This is a genomic window from Clostridium massiliamazoniense, from assembly GCF_001403635.1.
In the GTDB taxonomy this organism is placed as follows: Bacteria; Bacillota; Clostridia; order Clostridiales; family Clostridiaceae; genus Sarcina; species Sarcina massiliamazoniense.
This window is the reverse complement of the sequence record NZ_LN879468.1, coordinates 1600076-1624293: the sequence shown is the minus strand read 5'-3', so window position 1 is coordinate 1624293 and position 24218 is coordinate 1600076. Positions and strand designations below refer to the sequence as shown.

Below are 24218 nucleotides of genomic sequence, written 5' to 3'. Positions count from 1 at the left end.
ATAGAATCAAGAATATATTAAGAAAAAGGAATTACCGTGTATATATAAGTAGTTATCTCTTTACAAAATAAAATTAAAAATAGTATTATTTTATAAGAAGATAATTTAATCTTAATTATTTCATATCTATCCAATCTAAAGTCCTATCTTTTTATAAGAGAAAAGTATTAATTATATAAGATACAATCTATTAAAAATTCAGTGAGAGTTTAAAAGTTTTGGATTTAAGATTAAAAGGAAAATGGAGTATTATAGCACATAGCTATTAGATAATTATTATCCGAAAAATTTGGAGGTGAAGAATTTAATGAAAAATATTATAGAGACTAAAAATTTAACCTTTAAATATATTAATGAAGAAGAAAAAAAGGAAAAAGTAGCTTTAGATTCAGTATCTATTGATGTTAAAGAAGGGGAATTTTTAGTTATATTAGGTCATAATGGTTCAGGAAAGTCTACTATGGCAAAACATATGAATGCATTATTAATTCCTACTGAAGGAACTATATATGTTGCTGGTTTAGACACAAAGGATGAAAATAATTTATGGGATGTTAGAAGTAGTGCAGGAATGGTATTCCAAAATCCTGATAACCAACTAGTAGCAACTATTGTTGAAGAAGATGTAGCATTTGGACCAGAAAATTTAGGTGTTCCACCAGAAGAAATAAAAAAGAGGGTGGAAGAAAGCTTAAAAAAGGTAGGAATGTATGAATATAGAGAACATGCACCACATTTATTATCAGGTGGTCAAAAACAAAGAATCGCTATAGCAGGTATATTAGCAATGATGCCTAAATGTATAATTTTTGATGAGCCTACAGCTATGTTAGACCCTTCAGGAAGAAAAGAAGTATTAAAAACAATGAAGGATGTAAATAAAAATCTAGGTATAACTGTAATACTTATTACACATTACATGGATGAAGCAGCTCAAGCAGATAGAGTTATAGTTATGGATCAAGGAAAAGTAAAGCTTACTGGAACACCAAGGGAAGTTTTTTCAGAGGTTAAAAAAATGAAAGATATTGGACTTGATGTACCACAGGTAACAGAGCTTGCTTATGAATTGCAACAGGAAGGTTTAAATATATCTACAGATATATTAAATATAGATGAGATGGTGAATGCGTTATGTCAATTAAAGTAGAAAATTTAACACATGTTTATATGCCTAAGAGTCCATTTGAAAAGGTTGCGTTAGATAATATAAATTTTGAAATAGAAGATGGTGATTTTGTTGCTCTTATTGGACATACAGGATCAGGAAAATCAACATTAATACAACATCTAAATGGATTACTTAAGGCTACATCAGGAAATATAATTGTTGATAATATGGACTTAAGTGATAAAAAAACTAAGCTTAGTGATATAAGAAAAAAAGTAGGGCTTGTTTTCCAATATCCAGAATATCAATTGTTTGAAGAAACTATAGAGAAGGATATAGAATATGGTCCTAGAAACCTTGGGTTAGAGCAAGAGGAAATTACAATTAGAGTAAAAAGAGCTATGGAAATGGTTGGTCTTGATTATGAAAAATATAAAGATCTTTCTCCTTTTGAATTAAGTGGAGGGCAAAAAAGAAGAGTAGCTATAGCTGGAGTTATAGCTATGGAACCTAAGGTTCTTATTTTAGATGAACCTACAGCAGGATTAGACCCTCATGGAAGAGATGAAATATTAGCACAAATAAAAAAATTACATGAGCAATATAAAATGACTGTAATATTAGTAAGTCACAGTATGGAAGATGTTGCGAAAATAGCTAATAGAGTAATTGTTATGAATAAAGGTAAAATAGCTTTAGATGGAACTGTTGCTGAAGTATTTAAAGAAATTGACACCTTAGAAAATATAGGTCTTGCAGTTCCTCAAGTTACGTATTTGATTAAAGCTCTTAGAGATAAGGGATTTAATATATCAGATGATATTTTTACTATTGAAGATGCAAAAAATGCTTTAGTTAAAATATTAAAGAGTGATAAATAGGAGGACGTAGAATGATAAAGGATATAACCATAGGTCAGTATATACCGGGAAAATCCTACATCCATAAATTGGATCCTAGAACAAAAATAATGATAACATTACTTTTTGTAATTGATTTATTTATTATTAATAAATTTTATGGATATATATTTATATTCTTATTTTTAGGAACTGCCGTAGCATTATCAAAAGTTCCAGTAAGATATTTATATAATGGGTTAAAACCTATATTGATATTAATAGTTATTACTGCAGTATTTAATATTTTTATGATAAAAGGAACTCCAGATACACTAATATGGCAATGGAAATTCCTACATATATATACTAATGGAATACGAGTTGCAATTTTTATGATTTTAAGATTAGTATTTTTAATAATGGGAACATCATTATTAACTTTAACAACATCGCCAATAGAACTTACTGATGGAATAGAAAATTTATTAAGTCCTTTCAAAAAAATAGGTTTTCCAGCACATGAGTTAGCTATGATGATGACCATAGCATTAAGATTTATTCCAACTTTAATAGATGAAACAGATAAAATAATGAAAGCACAAAAAGCTAGAGGTGCAGATTTTGAGTCAGGCAATTTAATTCAAAAAGCTAAGAGTTTAGTACCATTATTAGTACCATTATTTATTAGTTCATTTAGAAGAGCTGATGAATTAGCTATGGCTATGGAAGCTAGATGTTATAGAGGTGGTTCTGGAAGAACAAGAATGAAACAGCTTAAATATAGTAGTAGAGATGTTGTTTCATATATTGCATTAGTAATATTAATAGTAATAACAATAGGAATAAGATTTATATAAACTTATATAATAAAATAATAAATTTCAACTGAGTTTTTGTGCGACTAAGCATTCAGATGGAGTCAAAACTCCACCTGAATTAAGTCTACGTTTATCTAAGTGTTACTATAGATATACTAATTCTCAGTATTAAAAGCTAATTTGCTAAAATAGTCAAATGCATAAACTGATACTTAATTTGGATAGAGTTAAAGCATATGGACATTAGTAATTTAGCTTTTTTAATTTAATTGATAATATAAATTAAGACTTAATTTAGAGAGAGTTAAAGTTAAAGCTCCATTTGAATTTTAGAGAACGTTGTTTAGGAACTTATCTTTGTTTAGTTTTAAAATGGAGTGTTATAGATGCTAATTATAAGATAAAGGAGATTTAATATGAGAAATATCAAGTTAATAATAGAATATGATGGTACGAATTTTTGTGGATGGCAACGACAAAATGATCAAAGAACTGTGCAAGGTGTTTTAGAAAAAGCCATTAGTAAAATAATAAATGAAGAAATAGAACTTATAGGAAGTAGTAGAACAGATTCAGGGGTTCACGCTAAAGGATATGTAGCTAATTTTAAGACAAATTCCAAAATACCTGGAAATAAGTTTAAAGATGCTATAAATACTAAAATACCAGAGGATGTAGTTATTTTAGATTCAGAAGAGGTTTCAGAAGACTTTCATGCAAGATATTGTTCAAAGGGAAAAACCTATTGTTATACTATTTTAAATAGATATGAGCCATCAGCCTTAGAAAGAAATTATGTTAATCATTTTAGAGGAAGATTAAATATAGAAGCAATGAAGGAAGCGTGTACTTATTTTATAGGGAAGCATGATTTTGCAGCTTTTAGAAGTCTTGGCAGCTCAGTAACAACAACTACAAGAACAATTACTGATTTACATATTGAAATAGATGGAGAAAAAATAAAGATTTTTGTTTCAGCTGATGGGTTTTTATATAATATGGTTAGAATAATAGTGGGTACGTTAATTGCAGTTGGAATAGGTAAAATAAATGCAGAATCAATAAAGGATATAATTAATTCAAAGGATAGGAATAAAGCAGGAAAATGCGTTACTGGTCAAGGATTATGCCTTGAAAAAGTTTTTTATTAAAAATAAAATAAATTAGTTGACACGCCCGTAAGCGTGTATTATAATTGTATTTGTTTGTAAGAGAAGATCGTGAATTAAGATTAATAAAAACCTTAATCTTCACATATAAGAACGATTGATATGAAACTATTGAAAAAAATCTAGGGAGGGAAAACAATGAAATCATACATCGCGAAAGCACAAGACGTTGAAAGAAAATGGTATGTTGTTGACGCTGCTGGTAAACCACTAGGAAGAGTTGCTAGCCAAGTTGCTTCAATATTAAGAGGAAAAAACAAGCCAACATTTACACCAAATGTTGACTGTGGAGATTTCGTTATCGTAATCAACACAGAGAAAGTAGTTTTAACTGGTAAAAAGTTAGATCAAAAATACATGAGAAAGCACAGCTTACATCCAGGCGGATTAAAAGAAACTCCATATAGAGTTGTTTTAGATAAAAAACCTGAATATGCATTCGAAGAAGCTGTAAGAAGAATGTTACCTAAAGGTGTTTTAGGAAGAAAAATGTTAAAGAAATTAAAAACTGTTAAAGGTGAAGAGCACGGATTCGAAGCTCAAAAGCCAGAAGTATTAGAATTAAGATACTAATATAGACTCGGGAGGAGGAATTTCAAATGGCAAAAGTTCAATACATGGGAACTGGAAGAAGAAAAAAATCAGTTGCAAGAGTAAGACTTGTACCTGGAGAAGGTAAAGTTCTTATAAATAAAAGAGAAATCGAAAACTACTTTGGTTTAGAAACTTTAAGAGTTATAGTTAACCAACCATTAGTTTTAACTGAAACTAAAGATAAATATGATGTTTTAGTTAACGTTCACGGTGGTGGATTCACAGGTCAAGCTGGAGCTATAAGACACGGAATATCAAGAGCTTTATTAAAAGCTGACGAAAGCTTAAAGCCTGAATTAAAGAGAGCTGGATTCTTAACAAGAGACCCAAGAATGGTTGAAAGAAAGAAATACGGCTTAAAGAAAGCAAGAAGATCTCCACAATTCTCAAAGAGATAATTATATTCTTGCAAAAGAGAGGATTTTATCCTCTCTTTTTTTTATATAAATAAATTAAAATTTAATTTACATAGAGTGTTGAGACTCTATGTGAATTTTAGAAATAAGGAGTTAAAAAATAAGGTATTAGAGAAACTAATATATAATTCAAACAAAGTAGTAACACTATTGTGAAATTTAGTGTGAATTATTTAGGAATAATCTTAGATTGTGAAAAATTAAAGTTATAGGTATTAATATCCATCAGATAAATTTTAAAAAAGTAAAATATATATTGAAAAAATATATACTTTTTGAATAGTTAAGAAATTAAATTAAATTAATTTCGATTTTAATTTTCATGGCTTCTCAAAAATATACTTGAATTTTTAATTACAATACAAGGAACTTTTATATAACTAAATTTATTTTAAAAAGTCTAGTCTTTTATTAAGAATAATTAGTTAATGAATTAATTAATAAAGTATTAAAAAAATGTTTCTTGGAAGTTATTTGGAAATTTAATTACATTTATTCAAAGCCACTGATTTCGTAAGAAATATCCTAAATTTTGGTTTCAATATTAAGTTTAGGTTAAGAAATTTTGTAACTACTTAACAAAGAATTTTTCTTATTATAAACTATAGTTGGGAATTAAATTAGAATTTAGTTATGTGGAGGAGACTTACATTGAAAGATGGAATTTTTACTATAATAGAGCTTTTAGGAGGTCTAGGTTTATTTCTATATGGAATGAAACTTATGGGTGATGGACTAGAAAACTCCGCAGGGGATAAGCTGAAAAAAATTCTTGAAAAGGTAACTAGTAATCCTTTTATGGCTGTAACAGTAGGTGCTATTGTAACAGCGGTAGTTCAGAGTTCAAGTGCAACAACGGTAATGGTAGTTGGATTTGTAAATGCAGGACTCATGAACTTAGCTCAAGCAGCAGGAGTTATTATGGGGGCAAATATAGGGACAACTATAACAGCTCAGCTTGTAGCATTTAAATTAACTGATTATGCACCAATGTTTATAGCTATAGGTGCATTAATAGTAATGTCAGCAAAGGCAAAAAAGAGAAGAGAAATTGGTAATATAATTCTTGGATTTGGTATATTATTTTTAGGAATGTCCACAATGAGTGGAGCAATGAAGCCACTTGCTACATCACCAGTATTTTCAAATATGGTAGTTGCTATAGGAAACAACTGGTTTATTGGAATATTTGTAGGACTTGCTATGACAGCAGTACTTCAAAGCTCATCAGCAACAACTGGTATATTAATATCTTTAGCAACAGCAGGAGCTATAAACATACAAGCAGCTTTACCAATATTATTTGGATGTAATATAGGTACTTGTGTAACAGCATTATTAGCATGTGTGGGAGCAAATAAAACTGCTAAGAAGGCAGCAATAATACATTTATTATTCAATATTATAGGAACAATAATATTCGTACCATTTATTCCAATGATGGTTAAGGTAGTTATGCAAATAAGTCCTGGAGATGTTTCAAGACAAATAGCAAACTCACATACTATATTTAATATAGTAGCAACAATAGTAATGTTCCCATTTATTAAAGTATTAATTAATTTAGTAAATAAGTTAATACCAGGGGAAGATGAAATAGAAAAAGTTGGACCTAAGTATATTGATGATAAAATTTTAGAAACACCTGTAATAGCAGCAGGGCAAGTTATTAAAGAAACTATAAGAATGGCTAATAAGGCTAGACAAAATTTAGAATTAAGTATGGAAGCCTTTAATAATGATGATGATAAGTTAGTAGAAAAAGTTTATGAAAATGAAAAAATAATAAATGTTTTAGAAGAGGCTATAACAGCTTATTTAGTAAAATTATCAAAATGTGATTTATCAGATAAAGAAAAGAATATAGTTGCTGCTACATTCCATGTAATAACTGATATTGAGAGAATTGGTGACCATGCTGAAAATATAGCAGAATTAGCACTTCAAAAATCTTTTAAGAAAATAAAGTACTCACAGGAAGCAATAAAGGAACTAGAAATAGTTTATAATAATACATTAGAGGCATTAAGTATATCAATAGAAGCTTATGAAAATAGAGATTTATTAAAAGCTGATACTGTATATGGAGTAGAACAAAAAATAGATGTGAGCCAAAAGGAATATAGAGATAACCACATAAAGAGATTAAATGAAGGAAAATGTGGAGCTTATGAAGGTGCTATATTTGTTGATTTATTATCAAATTTAGAAAGAATTGGAGATCATGCAACTAATATTGCAGATAGTGTAATACAAAATAGTAAATAGATTCTTCAGTAGAAGATTAGAAGAAGAGGATGTATCAATTTTATGATATGTCCTCTTTTGTTATTTGTAAATTAAGACTTAATTTATATAAGCTTTTAATTTCATATGGATTTTACTAAAAATAATTTAGGGAGATGTGTTTATTTTATAAAAGTGAATTTCAACTTTAAAAAATAATAATAATATTTTTTTAAGGTTATACTAACCCTATAAATTTAAATTTATGGAGGTGATTAGAATGAAAAAAATTAAGGGTCTTGTTTCAATATTTTTATTAGCAATAATATTTACTTGTTTATTTAACACTGTATCCTTTGCTGATGATAAATCAAAGGTTATACTTATAGATCCAGGGCATGGAGGAATAGATGGTGGTGCTAGTTCAAAAGCAGGGGTTTTAGAAAAGGATATTAACTTATCAGTAGGTCTTAAACTAAAGAAAATTTTAGAGGAATCTGGATATACTGTATACATGACAAGAGAAGATGATTGTGGATTATATACAAAAGGAGCTACAGTAAAAGAAAAGAAAAGAGAAGATTTAGCTAATAGGTCTAAAATGAAAAAAGAAACAAATTGTGATGTTTTTATAAGCATACATCAGAATACATTCCCACAAGCCAAATATAAAGGAGCTCAAGTTTGGTATGCACCTAACAGTGATTTAAGTAAAAATTTAGCTAATATAATGCAAAATTCTTTAAAAGAGTACCTAGATAAAGAAAATAATAGGGTAGCAAAGGATGCTGGGAATGAAGTTAGAGTTTTAAGAAATAATAATCAAGGGGCATCTATACTTGTTGAATGTGGTTTCTTATCAAATGAAGAAGAAGCTAAACAATTAGCAAGTGAGGAATATCAACAGAAAATAGCAAGTGCCATAAAAGATGGATTAGAAAAGTATTTGCTTCAAAGTAAAGACAGTTCAGGTAAACCTTTTTTCTTTAGATAATTAAATTTTTACAAAGTTAAAGTGGGCAAGTAAAATTAACTAAGCCCACTTTTTTTAATCAATACTAGAGTCAGTACCTAAATAATTTATAGTTTTGTTAAAGGTAGGTTTAATAAACTCATCTACTTGAGGAGAAACATTTATTGAACCTTTAGGAATTGATTTAACTTTTTGTAATTTAAAAATTAAAAATGTTGTATGGATAGTAAGAATTAAAAGGACCATGGTAAGGAAAATTATTATGATATTTATATTAAACTTTTTCACGGTAATACTCCTTTTAAATGCTTATGTAAAAGTATATTGATAGACTAAGGTAAATATTACAAATATAATTAACAGATAAAGGGGATTGTTATATAATTAATTTATATAAAAGTATAATGAGTTAATTATAGATTGGAGGATTTTATGAGAGAGTTAGATGTTAAGGTAATAGAAGCTAAAGTTAAAGAGTTGGCTATAGAAGCTAATTATTATCTTCCAAGAGATGTAAAAGATAGAATAGAAATTTTAAAGAATGAAGAAAGTTATCCTTTAGCAAAGGATATTCTAGAAAAAATAGAGGAAAATTATAGAGTAGCAGAAAATGAGAAAAAACCATTATGCCAAGATACAGGTATGGCATGTGTATTTATAGAAGTTGGACAAGATGTTCATTTAATTGGTGGAAATTTAGAGGAAAGTATAAATAATGGTGTTAGGGATGCTTATGAAGAGGGATATTTGAGAAAATCTGTTGTTTCTGATCCTATAAAGAGAGTAAATAGTAATAATAATCTACCAGCTATTATAAATTACAAAATAGTAGAAGGAGATAAGATTAAAATAATATTTTCACCAAAAGGATTTGGCTCTGAGAATATGAGTGCTATTAAAATGCTTAAACCTTCTGAAGGTATAGAAGGTGTTAAAAATTTTATTATAGATACTGTAGTTAAGGCTGGAGGGAATCCATGTCCGCCAATAGTAGTGGGAGTTGGAATAGGTGGAAACTTTGATAAGGTTGCAAGTTTAGCAAAAACAGCTTTAATAAGAGATTTAGATAAAAGAAATGACGATAAGTTTTATAGAGATTTAGAAGAAGAGCTTTTAGAAAAAATAAATAGTTTAGGAATTGGTCCTCAAGGTTTTGGAGGTAGAACTACAGCCCTTGCAGTAAATATAGAAGTATTTCCAACTCACATAGCTGGATTACCAGTGGCAGTTAATATAAATTGTCATTCTACTAGACATAAAGAAGCTATAATTTAAAAGGAGTTTTGTATATGGAGATAAGATTAAAACTACCAGTAAAAGAAAGTGATTTAATAAAGTTGAAAGTAGGAGATAGAGTTTTATTAACAGGAACTATTTACACTGGAAGAGATGCAGCACATAAGAGACTTATAGAGACTTTAGAGAAAAATGAAAAGTTACCAATAGATTTAAAAAATGAATTCATTTATTATGTTGGACCTTCACCAGCACAACCAGGACAAGTAATAGGTTCAGCAGGACCAACAACAAGTTATAGAATGGATAGTTATACAAAAGCATTAATGGATTTAGGGCTTAAGGGAACTATAGGGAAAGGAAATAGAAGTGAAGAGGTTGTTGAAAGTATAATTAAAAATAAGGGGATTTACTTAGGGGCTATAGGTGGAGCAGCAGCATTAATAAGTAAAAGTATAAAAAGGGTAGAAATTATAGCCTATGAAGATTTAGGTACAGAAGCTATAAGAAAACTTTATGTAGAAGATTTTCCTGCTATAGTTGTAATAGATAGTGAAGGAAATAATTTATACAATTTAGGAAAAGAAGAGTATTTGAAATCTATATAATCAGTTAAAAAACTATCTTATAATAAACGTAAACTTTTGAAAGAAAAGGACTATCTCAAGGTGGAATAAAACTTCCTATTAGAGATAATCCTTTTTTGCTTGAATTTTATATTAAATTAATGCTTGGAATCCTCTTCCTTTAACCTCAGAAACTTCAACTATGTTTATGAAGGCTTTAGGATCTATTTCAAGTATTTTTGTTTTTAACAGTATCATTTGTCTAGTTGTAACTATGCAATACAACATTTTTCTTTTGCAGTGTGTGAATTCACCCTCTGCTAAAAGTGATGTTACTCCTCTATTAAGATTTGAAATTATGTATTCAACTACTTCATCTTCTTTATCAGTAATAATTAGAAGCATTTGTTTAGATCCAAGACCTTTAGTAACTTTATTTATAAGTATACTTTGCATTGTCATAGAAATTAAAGTATAAAGAGCAACAGGTAGTCCAAATATTAAGGAACCTACTGAAACTATGATTAAATTTAAAATTAAACCAAGGCTTCCTATATTAAAGTTAGAGTATTTCTTTTTTATTGCCATAGCAATTATATCAGTACCACCTGTTGAACCACTTCTAGAGAATACTAGGCCGTATCCAATACCACAAAGCACACCACCATATATACAATATAAAAGCGGATCATTTAAACTTATTAGATGTTTAAATTTAGCTGTAACAACAAGAAATAAGGATAAAGATAATGATCCTATAATTGAGTAAATTGTAAATTTCTTATTTAATTTTAAATAGCTAAGTATAAATAAAGGTAAGTTAATTAATAAAACAATTATACCTGAATTTATGCCAAACTTATATTCAAATATAAGACCTATTCCGGTAGCACCACCACTAAGAAGCTTAGCGTGAACTAAAAAAAGATTTACGCCTAATGAGGCAATAAAGCATCCCAAAATAATTGTTAAGGCGTCCACAACAAATACTTTTTGTTTTTTAATAAGGTTCATAATTTAATCTCCCAAATTTAATGCATAATATCTTGCAATTTATCAATACAATTATAAGGGATTTATGTAATTATATTAACTTGAAACTTTTATGATATTTTGCCACTAGAAAGCTAATTATATTTTTAGCTTTACAATACTTTATTTTTCACAATATTAATATGTATATCTATGGTGTTTAAATATAATTTTAAATTAAATCTGTTTTGCCTAATAATTAATATTTATAACACTCAAATTTTTTATAAAATGAAGATAAGTAGATATAGGTCTATAGCTAGATAACTTCGTAACTTCCACTAAAATTCACCTAAAATCAAAACTTTATGTGAATTAAGTTTATAAAAAAATAATAATAATTACTTGTTAATAATTATTAACTTTAATATTGATTGTAAAGATAGGATACTATATAATAATTAGTATCGAATTCTAGGAGGGAAGTTAAAATGGCAATAACATTTTTAGAATATCCAAAGTGTAGTACTTGTAAAAAGGCTAAAAAATGGCTTAAGGAAAATAATATAGAGTTTACAGAGAGACATATAGTAGAGGATAACCCAACTAAAGAAGAACTTAAAGAGTTTTATGAAAAGAGCGGATTAACAATAAATAAATTATTCAATACAAGTGGAATGATGTATAGAGAATTAAATTTAAAGGATAAAGTAAAAATAGCATCAGAAGATGAGCTTTTAGAAATCCTATCAACAAATGGAATGTTAGTAAAAAGACCATTACTTGTATTAGAAGATAAAGTTTTAGTTGGTTTTAAAGAAGACCAATGGAAAGAAATTTTAAATAAGTAGAGGCTAGGCATTAATATCAAAGAAAAAGATATTAATGCTTAAATTTTTGTCAACTGATGAATTTCTTGTTTAAAGCAGTGAAAAAAGAAAAAATAAAGAGTTTTAATAAACATATTCAAATAAATTTAAAAAAAAAAGGTTTTACAACAATGATTTAAATCTTTATAATTGATAAGTGCGGATGCAACATATTGTATCAAGATACGGAATAATAAAAAAAATATACTATATATTGTGGAGAGGGGAAAGGTTATGACTTTAATAGATAAAATGTGCAAGGAGGCAATGAGCCTTTTAAAGGATAAAGAATTATATAAAGAAGAAGCTTTAAAAGAAGCTTTAAAAAATATAATAAGAGATGAAAATGATGAGAATCATATAAAAGATTGTTTAATGCAATGTTCTCTAGAATTAACATCTCAAATAGAGCCAGAGTGGCAAAAAATAGCAGCAAATTATTATACAATTAAATTGAGGGAGCAAGTTAAAGTAAATAGAGGACTTAAAGAAGATGAGAACCCTTACTGCAATTTTTATAATTTCATAACTGATCTTACACAAAGAGGATTATACGGAAAATATATAATTGAAAATTATTCAAAAGAGGATATTGAAGATTTAGAAAAAGAGATAAAACCAGAGAGAGATTTTCTTTTTACATATAGCGGAATAAATCTTTTAGCAAAAAGATATTTGGTTCAAGATTATACTAGAGAAGTATTAGAACTACCACAACAAATGTTTATGGGAATAGCTATGCATTTAGCAATACCAGAAAAGAAGGAAAATAGAGTGGCTTGGGCTAAAAGATTTTATAATGTATTAAGTTCAATAAAGGCAACTATGGCGACTCCAACTATGTCAAATGCAAGAAAGCCTTTTTATCAGTTAAGTTCATGTTTTATAGATACTGTAGATGATAGTTTAAATGGAATCTATAAATCTTTAGATAATTTTTCAAAGGTTTCTAAATTTGGTGGTGGAATGGGAGTTTACATCGGAAAAGTTAGAGCTTTAGGGTCAAGTATAAGAGGATTTAAAGGTGCTTCAGGTGGAGTAATTCCATGGATAAAACTATTTAATGATACAGCAGTAGCTGTTGACCAATTAGGAGTAAGAAATGGTTCAATATCAATATGGCTTGATGCATGGCATAAGGATTTACCAGAATTCTTACAATTAAGAACTAACAATGGAGATGACAGAAAGAAAGCTCATGATATATTCCCAGGACTTTCTTACCCTAATCTATTCTGGAAATTAGCAGAAGAAGATATAGATGCGAACTGGTATATGATGTGTCCTCATGAAATAAGACAGGTTAAAGGATATTCTCTAGAAGATTTCTATGGAGAAGAATGGGAAAAGAGATACTTTGACTGTGTAAATGATGAAAGAATAGAAAAAAGAGTTATGTCAGTTAAAGATATAGTTAGATTAATAATAAAGAGTGCTTCTGAAACAGGAACACCATTTGCTTTTTATAGAGATACTGTAAATGAAATGAATCCTAATAAGCACAAGGGAATGATATATTCTTCAAATTTATGCACAGAAATAATGCAAAATATGAGTGCTATGGAAATTGAAAAAACAGAAATAAAAGATATTAACGGTGATTTAATAGTAGTTGAAAAAACTAAACCAGGAGATTTTGTTGTTTGTAATTTATCATCAATGGTTCTTGGAAATATTGATGTTAATTCACAAGAAGAAATAGAATATATTGTTGAAACACAAATTAGAGCTATGGATAATGTAATAGACTTAAACTACTATTCAGTACCTTTTGCAGAAATAACAAATAAAAAATACAGAGCAGTTGGTCTTGGAACTTCAGGATACCATCATATGTTAGTTAACAACAAAATTCATTGGAATTCAGATAAGCATTTAGAATTTGTTGATAAAGTTTATGAAGATATAAACTATTATGCTATAAAAGCCAGTATGAAAATAGCAAAAGAAAAAGGCAGATATAACTACTTTGAAGGTTCTGATTGGGATAATGGAGAGTACTTTGAGTTAAGAAATTATAACTCAGATAGATGGAATGAATTAAAAGCAGAAGTAAAAGAACATGGTATGAGAAATGGATATTTATTTGCTGTAGCACCAAATGGTTCAACTGCAACTATAGCAGGAACATCAGAAGGTATTGATCCAGTAATGGCTAAATTCTGGTTAGAAGAGAAAAAAGGTAGCATAACACCAAAAACTGCACCTAATTTATCAATGGAAACATTCTGGTATTATATATCAGCCTATAATGTAGATCAACAATTATCAGTAAAGGCTAATGGAGTAAGACAAAGACATATAGACCAAGGGCAATCATTTAATCTTTATATAACTACAGATTTTACAATGAGACAAATAATGAATTTATATATAACAGCTTGTAAGAGTGGTGTTAAGAGTATATATTATGTTAGAAGCAAATCACTATCAGTGGATGATTGTGAAAGTTGTTCAGCTTAATTAAGAGAGGATGTTGAAGATGGAAATAACTAAAAAACCTTTGTTTAACGAGCTTGGAGATACAGAAATATCTAAGAAAAGAATAGTTAATGGTAATACTACAAATCTAAATGATTTTAATAATATGAAATATACTTGGGTTTCTGATTGGTACAGACAGGCAATGAATAACTTCTGGATACCAGAAGAGATTAATTTATCTCAAGATTTAAAGGATTATAAAAAACTATCTAAAAATGAAAAAACAGCTTATGATAAAATATTATCATTTTTAATATTCTTAGATTCTATACAAACAGCTAATTTAGGAAATATAAATAGTTACGTAACAGCATCAGAAGTTAATCTATGCTTAACTATTCAAGCTTTCCAAGAAGCTCTTCATTCACAAAGTTACAGCTATATGTTAGATAGTATATGTTCTCCAGAGGAAAGAAATGAAATTCTATTCCAATGGAAGGATGATGAAATTCTATTAGGAAGAAATAAATTCATAGGTGATTTATATAATAGATTTTTAGAAAATGAAACAATGCATAACTTTGTAAGAGCTGTTATGGCAAACTATATATTAGAGGGTGTATATTTCTATTCAGGATTTATGTTTTTCTATAACTTAGAGAGAAACGGAAAAATGCCAGGTTCAGCACAAGAAATAAGATATATAAATAGAGATGAAAATACTCATTTATGGTTATTTAAAAATATAATACTTGAGTTAAAAACAGAAAATCCAGAAATATTCACTGAAGAATTTGAAAAAGAATTAGTAGATATGGTTAAGACTGGAGTAGAAAATGAAATTGCTTGGGGTCATTATGTAATAGGTAATAATATAGAAGGAATGAATAAAACTTTAATAGAAAACTATATAAAATATATAGGTAACTTAAGATTAAGAAGTATAGGTCTTGAAATATTATATCCAGAACATACAGAAAATCCAGCACCATGGGTAGACGTTCATGCAGATGCAAACCAAGTTAAGACAGATTTCTTTGAAGCTAGATCAACAGCTTATGCTAAAGCAACAGCTCTAGTAGATGATTTATAAAATAATTTAAAGAAGTAGAATAAGAATAAAAGAGGATGTATCAAATTACAGATACATCCTCTCTGCCTTTTATCTAGCTATATAGGTTCATCATTTGTGACCACTCACCTACGTAAAAAAGCTCTAATATTTTTTCTACAACAGTTTCTGAAATTTCCAAACTCATTTTGTTTAACTGATAGTCCAAATCTGTGATTTGGTAACTAGAAGTTACTCAGTTCGTTTAGCACTGAGCTTCTTTTAAAAGGAAACTCGACTCGCATTGCTTGCTGAGTAAGTTCCTATAACTAAATCAAGATTTAGATAGTCACTTACGAAACTGTTGTTCAAAAATAAAGAGCTTCTAGTACTAGTTCAATGGTCACAGCATTTTGTACCTATATAGCTATCTTGGCAGATAAAAAAATATATTTATAAAAATAATATAAATTAAGGCGCTGATTTGATACATCCTTTTTATTTTCTATTTTTGAACTTCTATACCATACTTTTTACATTTTAGTGAGATGGTTCTATGGGTTAGACCTAATGCCTGGCCTGTTTTATTAAAGCTCTTATATTTTCTTAGAGCTGTTTCTATTATTTTCTTTTCATACTCTTCAAAAGTTAGTATATTGTTTTCATCAATTTCAAAGGTTGTTTCTGTTAAGTCATTATTAGTATTTAAGTATGATGGTAAATCTAAGAGAGTTATTACATCACTATCACAAAGGTTTATAGCCCTCTCTATTATATTTTCTAATTCTCTTATATTTCCTGGCCATTCATAGTTTTGTAAGGCTTTTAAAGATTTTTTATCTATAGATTTAACTGATTTATTAAGTTTATTATTTATTTTTTCTATAAAGTGTTCTGTAAGTGAATTTATATCTTCTTTTCTATGACGAAGAGGAGGTAGTGATACTGATAGAACATTTAGTCTATAATATAAGTCCTCTCTAAATTCTCCTGAAGACATCATTTTTTCTAAATCTCTATTAGTGGCAGCTATAATTCTAACATCAATTTTTTGAGGTTTTATAGCACCTATACTTTCTACTTCACGTTCTTGAATAACCCTAAGTAACTTAACTTGCATGGACATAGGCATATCACCTATTTCATCAAGAAAAATTGTACCTCCATTAGCTATAACAAATTTACCAGGTTTAGATTTTATAGCCCCAGTGAAAGCTCCCTTTTCATAACCAAAAAGTTCACTTTCTAATAAATTTTCTGGAATGGCTGCACAGTTAACTTTAACAAAGGGTTTGTTTTTTCTAGCACTATTATTATGTATAGCCTTTGCAATAAGTTCTTTACCAGTTCCACTTTCGCCACGAATTAGAACAGTGGAAGTACTTTGTGAAGCTTTCTCACATATATAAATAGCATCTTTTAAACCACTATTATAGCCTATTATATTTGAAAAAGAGGAAAGTGAAGAGATATTTCTAAAGAATTCATCTTTGTAATATTTTAATTCTTCACGAGACTTTTCAAGTTGAGCTATTACTTTTTTTAATTCATTTATTGGTTTTGAGGTTGAAATAACTCCTTTAAATTTATTATCAACAAATATAGGAACTACTTTTGTTATAATATCTATACCTTCTTTATTATGGATTACATTATTTATAGTTTTTTTCTCAGTAAAGGCTTTGGCTCTATAGCCCTTTGGAGAAATTGAGAAAATATCTTTTCCAATAATATTTTTACATGAACTTTTAAAGTGTTTTTCATAGGCTGGGTTTATGTAGTTTATTTTGCCATATTCATCAATAAAACAAATTAATTCACTAGAATTTTCTAATATTCTTGTGAACTTTTCATTTAGCTCTTTTAATCCTACCATTTGAGATATATCTTGTATTACAGCTGTAGCTCCAATTAAGTCACCATTATGATAGAGTGGACTTCTATTAACGATGGTTGTTCTATTACCTATATATAAAATTTTTCCTATTTCTTTAATTTGAGTTTTTAGCAAGTCAGGAAGTTCTGTATTAGGAATTATATTTCGTATATTATTTCCCAATACTTTTTCTTCTGGTAAGTTTAAAATTTGTAAAGCATATTTATTTACTTTAGTTATGCTAGAATTTAAATCTATAGCTATAACACCAATAGGTAAAACATCAAAGAGTTGTTCATTGGCTAAACTATTTTCTTCAATAAAATCATCTATGGCTTCCATAGGTTCAGTTGAATTATTTATATTATTATTTATATAGTCGATTAAAAGATTAATAGAAAGTTTTCCTATCATACCTACATTTTCAGTACCTATAGTAAGAATTTCATCTTTAGCAACTTTTAAGGCTAAAAGACCAAGCATACTTATTTCGAGCCAATCAGTATAATTAGCTTTTTTTATATAAAATTTTACTTTATATTTATAAGAAATTTCAGAAGCTTTATTTACAAGCATTGCTGAATATCTAGTGTGTAAGCCAGAATCAACAGTTATTTTTATATCTTCATAATACATATATAGCTCTCCTTTAATAAATATTTGATAAAAAATATCAAGAAAAGTACATTAAATTAAATTATAAAAGAAAGAATTGATAAAAAGTATCGAAAATACACTTTATATAATAAATTTTATCAACTATTTTACTTTTAATCAAATTATAGAGTATAAAAAATATTGTTAATAAATTGATAATAATCTAAATTTCATATTTTTACTTTAATAAATCATTATATAATAGAAATTGGTGAAAAAATTAGGAATTAATCTTAAAAAATAACATAAATTTCTTGAAGAAATCATAAGAATTTAGAGAGTAAAGGAAAGAAGTATATTTTTTAGTAAATGGCATATAAATTGCTTTAAATATATATTATAGATTTACAGTGTAAAATTTTGATTACTTTAGGTTTAAGAAAAGTATGATATTAATTTAAGATTAAGGTTTGAATTTAAGGAGGATATACATATGTTAAAAGGTATAGCAGCATCAAAAGGATATTCAATAGGAACAGTATTACTACAAAAACATGAAGAGATAGTAATAAGTGATGAAAAAATTACAGATATAGAAGCTGAAAAGGCTAAATTAGATGCAGCTTTAGAAGCTTCAAAAACTCAATTAGTTGCAATTAAAGAAAAAGCAGCAAAAGAAATGGGAGCAGAAGAGGCAGAAGTATTTGAAGCTCACTTAACATTATTAGATGATCCAGAATTTGCGGGGGCAATGACTTTAGCTATAGAAAATGAGCAATTAAATGCTATGAAAGCAGTTGAAAATACAAAAAGCACTTTTGTTATGATATTTGAATCAATGGATAACGATTATATGAGAGAAAGAGCAGCTGATATAAAGGATGTGTCAAATAGAATAATAGCTAACTTAGCTGGTAAAGCTGTTAATCCATTTGAAAATGCTCCAGAAAATACAATAGTAGTAGCACATGATTTAACTCCATCAGATACAGCACAATTAGATAGAAGCAAAGTTGTTGCTTTCTTAACTAATATAGGGGGAAGAACTTCACATTCAGCTATAATGGCAAGAACATTAGAAATACCAGCAATAGTTGGGCTTGGAAATATAACTGAATCAGTTAAAGATGGTGATTTAGTAATCGTTGATGGTATAGAAGGAATTGCTATAGTAAATCCTTCAGAAGAAGTTGTTAATGAATACAAAGCTAAAAAAGAAAAATTCCAAGCTGAGCAAGAGGAATTAAAGAAATTAATAACTGTTAAAACAACTACTAAATCAGGTAAAAGAGTAGAGGTTTGTGGAAACATTGGTAAACCAGAAGATGTTGACCAAGTTATGCAAAATGGTGGAGATGGTGTAGGATTATTTAGAACTGAGTTTCTATACATGGATAGAGATTCAGCTCCAACAGAGGACGAGCAGTTCAATGCTTATAAATATGTTTTAGAAAAAACAGAAGGAAAGCAAGTAGTAATAAGAACATTAGATATTGGTGGAGATAAAACTCTTCCATACTTACCATTACCAGAAGAGATGAACCCATTTTTAGGATATAGAGCAATAAGACTTTGCTTAGATAGAAAAGAAATATTTAAGGTTCAATTAAGAGCTTTATTAAGAGCATCTGTATATGGTAAATTAGCAGTAATGTTCCCAATGATATCAGGTTTAGAAGAATTCAACCAAGCTAAAGAAGTAGTTGAAGAGTGTAAAGCTGAATTAAAAGCTGAAGGAATTTCTTACTCAGAAGATATTCAATGGGGTATCATGGTAGAAATCCCAGCAGCAGCAGTTTATGCTGATGAATTAGCTAAACATGTAGATTTCTTCTCAATAGGAACAAATGACTTAATTCAATATACATTAGCTGCAGATAGAATGAGTGAAAAAGTATCATACTTATATAATCCAATGCATCCAGCTGTATTAAGATTAATAAAAATGACAATAGATGGAGCACATAAACATGGTAAATGGGTAGGAATGTGTGGAGAAATGGCTGGAGATGAAGCAGCTATACCAACATTAGTAGAATATGGATTAGACGAATTCTCAATGAGTGCAAGCTCAATATTAACAGCTAAGAAAATAATAATGGAACAAGAATAAAAGTTTTAATATATTTATGGGGATGTATCGAAATTAGAGATACATCCTCTTTATATTTTAGGAGAGATATTTTCTTGGAGAGAGAAATAAAGTCATCAGGTAAAGTTTTAACTCTAGCTAAACATTAGTATTCTTATCTAGAGATATGTGTCTGTTTGGCTTTAGCTTATAGAAAATTGGAGTAGTATAGGACACTAGTTATAAAATAAATTTTAAAATCCATTCTAATAACTCTCATTCTTTATTAAAATATTATTAAAGGGTTAAGGGGGAATGAGAGTATGAAGAAAAAATTAATATTAACAACAACATTTTTTGTTATTTTACTATTTGGAGCATTGCTTGTGTATAATAATACTATTGGAAAAATTCCAAGATATATAGCAAAGTCTATAATGGATACTTATAATAAGGAAGATGAATTTGAAAAATCAACTTTAGAAAATTCAAAGCTATGTGATGAAATAATTAATAATTACAAAAATACTATAGAAAATATTAATTTAGAAAAAGCCAATATAAAGGATGAAAATTTAAATTCAGTCTTAAGAAAATATATAGCAGGGCTAGAAATAAGAATTAGAGCTTATGAAGCTTATAAAGAAAATAACTTAAATGAATTTGAAGATTTATTAAAACAATCAGATGAAGAGATAAATCCAGCACTTGTAACTTTAGTGGAAGATTATAATTTAGGAATTAAAGATACAGAGTATTATAAATTTATAACAGTAAATAAGTAGTGGCGAGATTAAAATTTTAGATTGGACGTGATTTCATGACTTTAGAAGCCATTGATAATGTAACTTTTATTAATGAAGTAAATGTAAGAGCCATGAATATAGATGGTTACTTTAAAAGATTTAAAAATGGAATTCTAACATTACATCATAAAAAACTTACGGTAGAAGAGGAAAATACTTTTAAAGAAGAAGTAATTTCTAAAAATTTTAAAGACATTGAAGAGGTGTATATAAATTTTATAAAGCAATGTTATGTATTTAATAAAGGAAAGTTAATAATTGATTTCTATGTAAATAGGTTAGACAGTAAGGCTATTTCTAAAATATTAAAAGTTTTAGATGAAAAAGAACAGAAAGAATTTTTAGAGCTTATAAAAAGTATAGATAAAGATAAAATTTATTTTAAAGTAGTTAATGAGGATATTTTGGATGTTATAGTTAAATTAAATACTAGAAATATGTTTTTTACTACTTTTTATTTTTTAGAAAATGAATTAACTTTATGGGGAAATTATGATTTAAAGTTCCCTATATTTTTTAAAGAATATGATGTTTTAGAAGGATATAAAGAAATAGCAAAGAAAAATGAATTAAATATTATAGAGAATTAAGTTTAAAAATTTTAATTTGTAATTTTTAAAAGTACTTTCATGGGTATAATAGAATAAAAAATAGTTTAGGGGGAGTTTTTTGAAAAATTTTAAGGGGATTTTTTTTGGAGTTTTAAGTTTTTGTAGTTTTATTTATTTTTTAGTTATGAAAATGGTAGTTCAAGAATTTAGTTTTAATTATGTGTTTTTAGTTTTAGCTATTTGTTCTTTATGTTATTCTATAGCTTTATTTAAATTTTCTAATAATACTATTTTTAAAAGAATAAATAGATTTATAAATTTCTTTATTGTTTTAGTTATTGCGGTGATTATTATAGATGGGAGTATTATAGGCATTTTTGCTATGAAAAAGAATAAAAATAAGAGTGATTATATAATTGTTCTAGGTGCTGGACTTTTAAATGGAGACCAAATAAGTGCTACTCTTAAGAATAGATTAGATACAACTTTAGAATATATAAATAATCACGATAGAAATGAAACTATTGTAGTTTCAGGTGGCAAGGGAAATGATGAAAGAATATCTGAAGCTGAAGCAATGAAAAGATATTTAGTCAGTCATGGTATTAAAGAAAATCGTATATTAATGGAGGATAAATCAACTAGTACCTTTGAAAACTTTAAGTTTTCTAAATCTATTATAGAAGAACATAGCCAAAAAGAAGTTAAAGATATAAGTATAAAAATAATAACAAATGGATTCCATTGTTTTAGAAGCAGCTTTTTGAGTAAGAGAGTTGGCTTTGGACAAAGTGAAGTATATAGTGCTAAAACACCATGGTACTTAATACCAGCTTATTATAGTAGAGAGTTCATAGCTATAGGAAAATCAGCTATAGTAGACAAATGAGGAGGAAAGTCATGATAGTAGATATTACACAAACTACACTTTTAGGAAAGGTTTATAGATATGGCTCAGAGCCTTTAAAGGTAGAGAGAGTTATAAGAAATTCTAGAAGTGGTAGTGAATATACAACAACTAAATTTTCTTGTGATGTTCACAATATGGGAACACATATAGATGTTATGGGACCTGATGTGGTAATTGAAAATGAAAGATTAATTGGAGAAGGAATAAAATTTGATCTTTCAAATGTAAATGAAAAGGAAATAAAATTAAAGGATTTAGACCTGTCATTAGTAAAAGAAGGAGTATATGTATTTTTCCAAACTAACTGGGATAAGTATTTAGATGACGATGAAAAGTATAGTAAACATCCAGAAATATCTATGGAAGTTATAGAGTTCTTAGTTAGTAAAAAGGTAAATATGATAGGAATTGATACATTAGGCTTTGGGATTTCTAGGAACCACGGCATAATAGATGAATATTTAGGAAAGCATAAAACCTATGCAATAGAGAATCTAAGTAATTTAGATAAGATTCCAACAAAGGGTTTTAAGGTTTATTGTTTACCTATGAAAATTGAAGCAATAGATGCACTACCAGCAAGAGTATTAGTTGAGTTTTAAGTAAAAATATAGCTATATGGAATAGATTAATTTTAGGTTAGTCTATTTCATATAGCTTTTTTAGTTCAAGAAAATATTGATTTTCAATAGCGGAAAACACTATAGGAATAATGAGTAGATAAAAATTTAGATTATAGAATATTTGAGTATTACAAATTCTATAAATTAGATTAGTTCTTATATTAACTAAAAATTTACATAAAAAAGCATATTATAACAACTAGAAATGTAAAAAATTGTTATAATATTTATAGGGATTTTTTAAATATTTTAGTTAGGAAGTGCTTTAAAAACAGGGGGATTTTTAAATGAATAATTCTATGAAAAACTACAATAAGGCAGTAGAAAAATTTCAAGTAGGAAATATTGAGAAAGCTTTAGAATATTGTGAAGAAGCTGTAGCTTTAGATATAAATAATAAAGCTGCTTTGAACCTTAAGGGAATGATTCTCTATTTAAAGGGTAATTTACATGCAGCACAGGCAAGTTGGAAAGTTAATGTGAATATAAATAATGATGGTATAGCTAAGTCTTATTTAGATAATATCAAGGATGATTTGCTTAGAGAGAAATTATATACAAAAGCATTAAAGAAAATTAAAGATTTTAATTTAGATGAAGCAGTAGTACTTTTAGAAAGTGCTAAAGAAAGTGATTTTAATGCTATTAATGTGTATAATGCATTAACTTATTGTTATATAAAGCTAGGTGATAAAGAAAAAGCAAAAGAATGTATAGAAAAGGTTATATCAGTTGAAAGAAACAATAAAGTAGCAAATGATTATATTAATGAGCTAGGTCTTAAAGGAAGAGGTTTTAGCAATATAATAAATAAAAAAGTAGCTTTAGCAGGATCTATAGCTATAGGTCTTGTTGTAATAGGTGGTGCTTTAATGCTTTCAAATAGTGCGAACTTTAAGAAAAATACAGAAAGTAAAAAGCCACAAAGTGTAATTTCACAAAATGATGAAAGAAATAAAAATGACAATAAAAATAATGAAGAAACTAATAGTAAAGATAGTGAAGAAAAGAAAAAATATAATTTAAAAGAATTAATTGAAAAAGAAAATTATGATGAATTAATTGTAGCTATGGAGAAAAATAGAGAGAGTATTACAGAAGAAAATCAAAAGGAGTTTGAACTAGCAAAGGAACTATTAGAAACAAAGGGAGTAAAATATTTTTACGATGAAGGATTAAATGAATTTAAAAACGGAGAATTTGGGAAAGCTAATAAAGAATTTCAAAAGGGATTCAAATACGCAAAAGGTAGTTATTTGGAAAATCATTTAAATTATATGATTGCTGTAAGTTTTGAAAAGTTAGATGACAAAGACAATGCTATAAAATATTATAGCGATTATGAAAAGAATTTTAAAGAAAGCGAATATTTAGAGGAGGTGTTATATAAATTAGCAATATTAAATAAAGATAGGAATATTTCTGAAAGTAAAAAATATGCTGAGAAATTGCAATATAAATTTAATGATTCTATTTATAATAACAACAACATAAAAAGTATTTTAGAAAGTGAATAG

Annotated in this window: 22 protein-coding genes; 19 read left to right on the top strand and 3 right to left on the bottom strand. The window is 27.7% G+C overall.

All coding sequences use genetic code 11. The features are described from left to right. Positions 1-307: 307 nt before the first annotated feature. From ARA19_RS14520 to cwlD, 8 genes are all read left to right on the top strand, one after another. Positions 308-1150, top strand: a complete 843-nt coding sequence (locus tag ARA19_RS14520) for an energy-coupling factor transporter ATPase (RefSeq protein WP_055071659.1) — start codon at positions 308-310, stop codon at positions 1148-1150. Beyond that, complete coding sequence (locus tag ARA19_RS14515) at positions 1135-1992, top strand: energy-coupling factor transporter ATPase (RefSeq protein WP_055071658.1); 858 nt, start codon at positions 1135-1137, stop codon at positions 1990-1992. The genes ARA19_RS14520 and ARA19_RS14515 overlap by 16 nt, the downstream gene beginning before the upstream one ends. A gap of 11 nt (positions 1993-2003) precedes the next feature. Then, the gene (locus tag ARA19_RS14510) at positions 2004-2810 is read left to right on the top strand and encodes an energy-coupling factor transporter transmembrane component T family protein (RefSeq protein ID WP_055071657.1); all 807 of its coding nucleotides are present in this window, start codon (positions 2004-2006) and stop codon (positions 2808-2810) included. A 377-nt stretch (positions 2811-3187) separates the two neighbouring features. After that, positions 3188-3922, top strand: coding sequence for a tRNA pseudouridine(38-40) synthase TruA (gene truA / locus ARA19_RS14505; protein WP_055071656.1), 735 nt, complete (start codon positions 3188-3190; stop codon positions 3920-3922). Between the two features lie 156 nt (positions 3923-4078). Beyond that, entirely contained in the window at positions 4079-4513 is a 435-nt protein-coding gene (rplM, locus tag ARA19_RS14500) for a 50S ribosomal protein L13 (protein WP_055071655.1), read from the top strand. Between the two features lie 26 nt (positions 4514-4539). Continuing rightward, complete coding sequence (rpsI, locus tag ARA19_RS14495) at positions 4540-4932, top strand: 30S ribosomal protein S9 (RefSeq protein ID WP_055071654.1); 393 nt, start codon at positions 4540-4542, stop codon at positions 4930-4932. A gap of 669 nt (positions 4933-5601) precedes the next feature. After that, entirely contained in the window at positions 5602-7218 is a 1617-nt protein-coding gene (locus ARA19_RS14490) for a Na/Pi cotransporter family protein (protein ID WP_278321703.1), read from the top strand. Between the two features lie 238 nt (positions 7219-7456). Continuing rightward, complete coding sequence (cwlD, locus tag ARA19_RS14485) at positions 7457-8170, top strand: N-acetylmuramoyl-L-alanine amidase CwlD (protein WP_055071652.1); 714 nt, start codon at positions 7457-7459, stop codon at positions 8168-8170. 54 nt (positions 8171-8224) lie between these two features. On the opposite strand, the gene ARA19_RS14480 is transcribed toward cwlD, so the two are convergent. Then, positions 8225-8437: a hypothetical protein gene (locus ARA19_RS14480; protein WP_055071651.1), complete on the bottom strand. Its 213-nt coding sequence runs from the start codon at positions 8435-8437 to the stop codon at positions 8225-8227. 144 nt (positions 8438-8581) lie between these two features. Between ARA19_RS14480 and ARA19_RS14475 the strand changes: the two genes are divergently transcribed. Continuing rightward, positions 8582-9424: a fumarate hydratase gene (locus tag ARA19_RS14475; protein WP_055071650.1), complete on the top strand. Its 843-nt coding sequence runs from the start codon at positions 8582-8584 to the stop codon at positions 9422-9424. Between the two features lie 14 nt (positions 9425-9438). Then, the gene (locus ARA19_RS14470) at positions 9439-9993 is read left to right on the top strand and encodes a Fe-S-containing hydro-lyase (RefSeq protein ID WP_055071649.1); all 555 of its coding nucleotides are present in this window, start codon (positions 9439-9441) and stop codon (positions 9991-9993) included. 111 nt (positions 9994-10104) lie between these two features. On the opposite strand, the gene ARA19_RS14465 is transcribed toward ARA19_RS14470, so the two are convergent. Continuing rightward, positions 10105-10965, bottom strand: a complete 861-nt coding sequence (locus ARA19_RS14465; protein ID WP_055071648.1) for a YitT family protein — start codon at positions 10963-10965, stop codon at positions 10105-10107. Positions 10966-11414: 449 nt separating this feature from the next. On the opposite strand from ARA19_RS14465, the gene ARA19_RS14460 reads away from it, so the two are divergent. From ARA19_RS14460 to ARA19_RS14450, 3 genes are all read left to right on the top strand, one after another. Next, positions 11415-11774 (top strand): arsenate reductase family protein, encoded by a 360-nt coding sequence (locus tag ARA19_RS14460; protein WP_055071647.1) that lies wholly within the window; start codon positions 11415-11417, stop codon positions 11772-11774. Positions 11775-12026: 252 nt separating this feature from the next. Next, positions 12027-14255 (top strand): ribonucleoside-diphosphate reductase subunit alpha, encoded by a 2229-nt coding sequence (locus ARA19_RS14455; protein ID WP_055071646.1) that lies wholly within the window; start codon positions 12027-12029, stop codon positions 14253-14255. 19 nt (positions 14256-14274) lie between these two features. Then, positions 14275-15309: a ribonucleotide-diphosphate reductase subunit beta gene (locus ARA19_RS14450; protein WP_055071645.1), complete on the top strand. Its 1035-nt coding sequence runs from the start codon at positions 14275-14277 to the stop codon at positions 15307-15309. Between the two features lie 463 nt (positions 15310-15772). On the opposite strand, the gene ARA19_RS14445 is transcribed toward ARA19_RS14450, so the two are convergent. Further along, complete coding sequence (locus ARA19_RS14445; RefSeq protein WP_055071644.1) at positions 15773-17779, bottom strand: sigma 54-interacting transcriptional regulator; 2007 nt, start codon at positions 17777-17779, stop codon at positions 15773-15775. 454 nt (positions 17780-18233) lie between these two features. On the opposite strand from ARA19_RS14445, the gene ptsP reads away from it, so the two are divergent. The 6 genes from ptsP (at position 18234) to ARA19_RS14415 (ending at position 24218) form a co-directional block, all read left to right on the top strand. Next, the gene (ptsP, locus tag ARA19_RS14440; protein ID WP_055071643.1) at positions 18234-19853 is read left to right on the top strand and encodes a phosphoenolpyruvate--protein phosphotransferase; all 1620 of its coding nucleotides are present in this window, start codon (positions 18234-18236) and stop codon (positions 19851-19853) included. A gap of 281 nt (positions 19854-20134) precedes the next feature. Then, on the top strand, positions 20135-20596 hold the full coding sequence (locus ARA19_RS14435; protein WP_055071642.1) for a hypothetical protein: 462 nt from the start codon (positions 20135-20137) through the stop codon (positions 20594-20596). Positions 20597-20631: 35 nt separating this feature from the next. After that, on the top strand, positions 20632-21207 hold the full coding sequence (locus ARA19_RS14430; protein ID WP_055071641.1) for a hypothetical protein: 576 nt from the start codon (positions 20632-20634) through the stop codon (positions 21205-21207). 79 nt (positions 21208-21286) lie between these two features. Then, positions 21287-22057: a YdcF family protein gene (locus ARA19_RS14425; protein WP_055071640.1), complete on the top strand. Its 771-nt coding sequence runs from the start codon at positions 21287-21289 to the stop codon at positions 22055-22057. Positions 22058-22068: 11 nt separating this feature from the next. Further along, positions 22069-22680, top strand: coding sequence for a cyclase family protein (locus ARA19_RS14420; protein WP_055071639.1), 612 nt, complete (start codon positions 22069-22071; stop codon positions 22678-22680). 308 nt (positions 22681-22988) lie between these two features. After that, positions 22989-24218 carry a tetratricopeptide repeat protein gene (locus ARA19_RS14415; RefSeq protein ID WP_055071638.1) on the top strand — a complete coding sequence of 410 codons (1230 nt, stop codon included), beginning with the start codon at positions 22989-22991 and terminating at the stop codon, positions 24216-24218.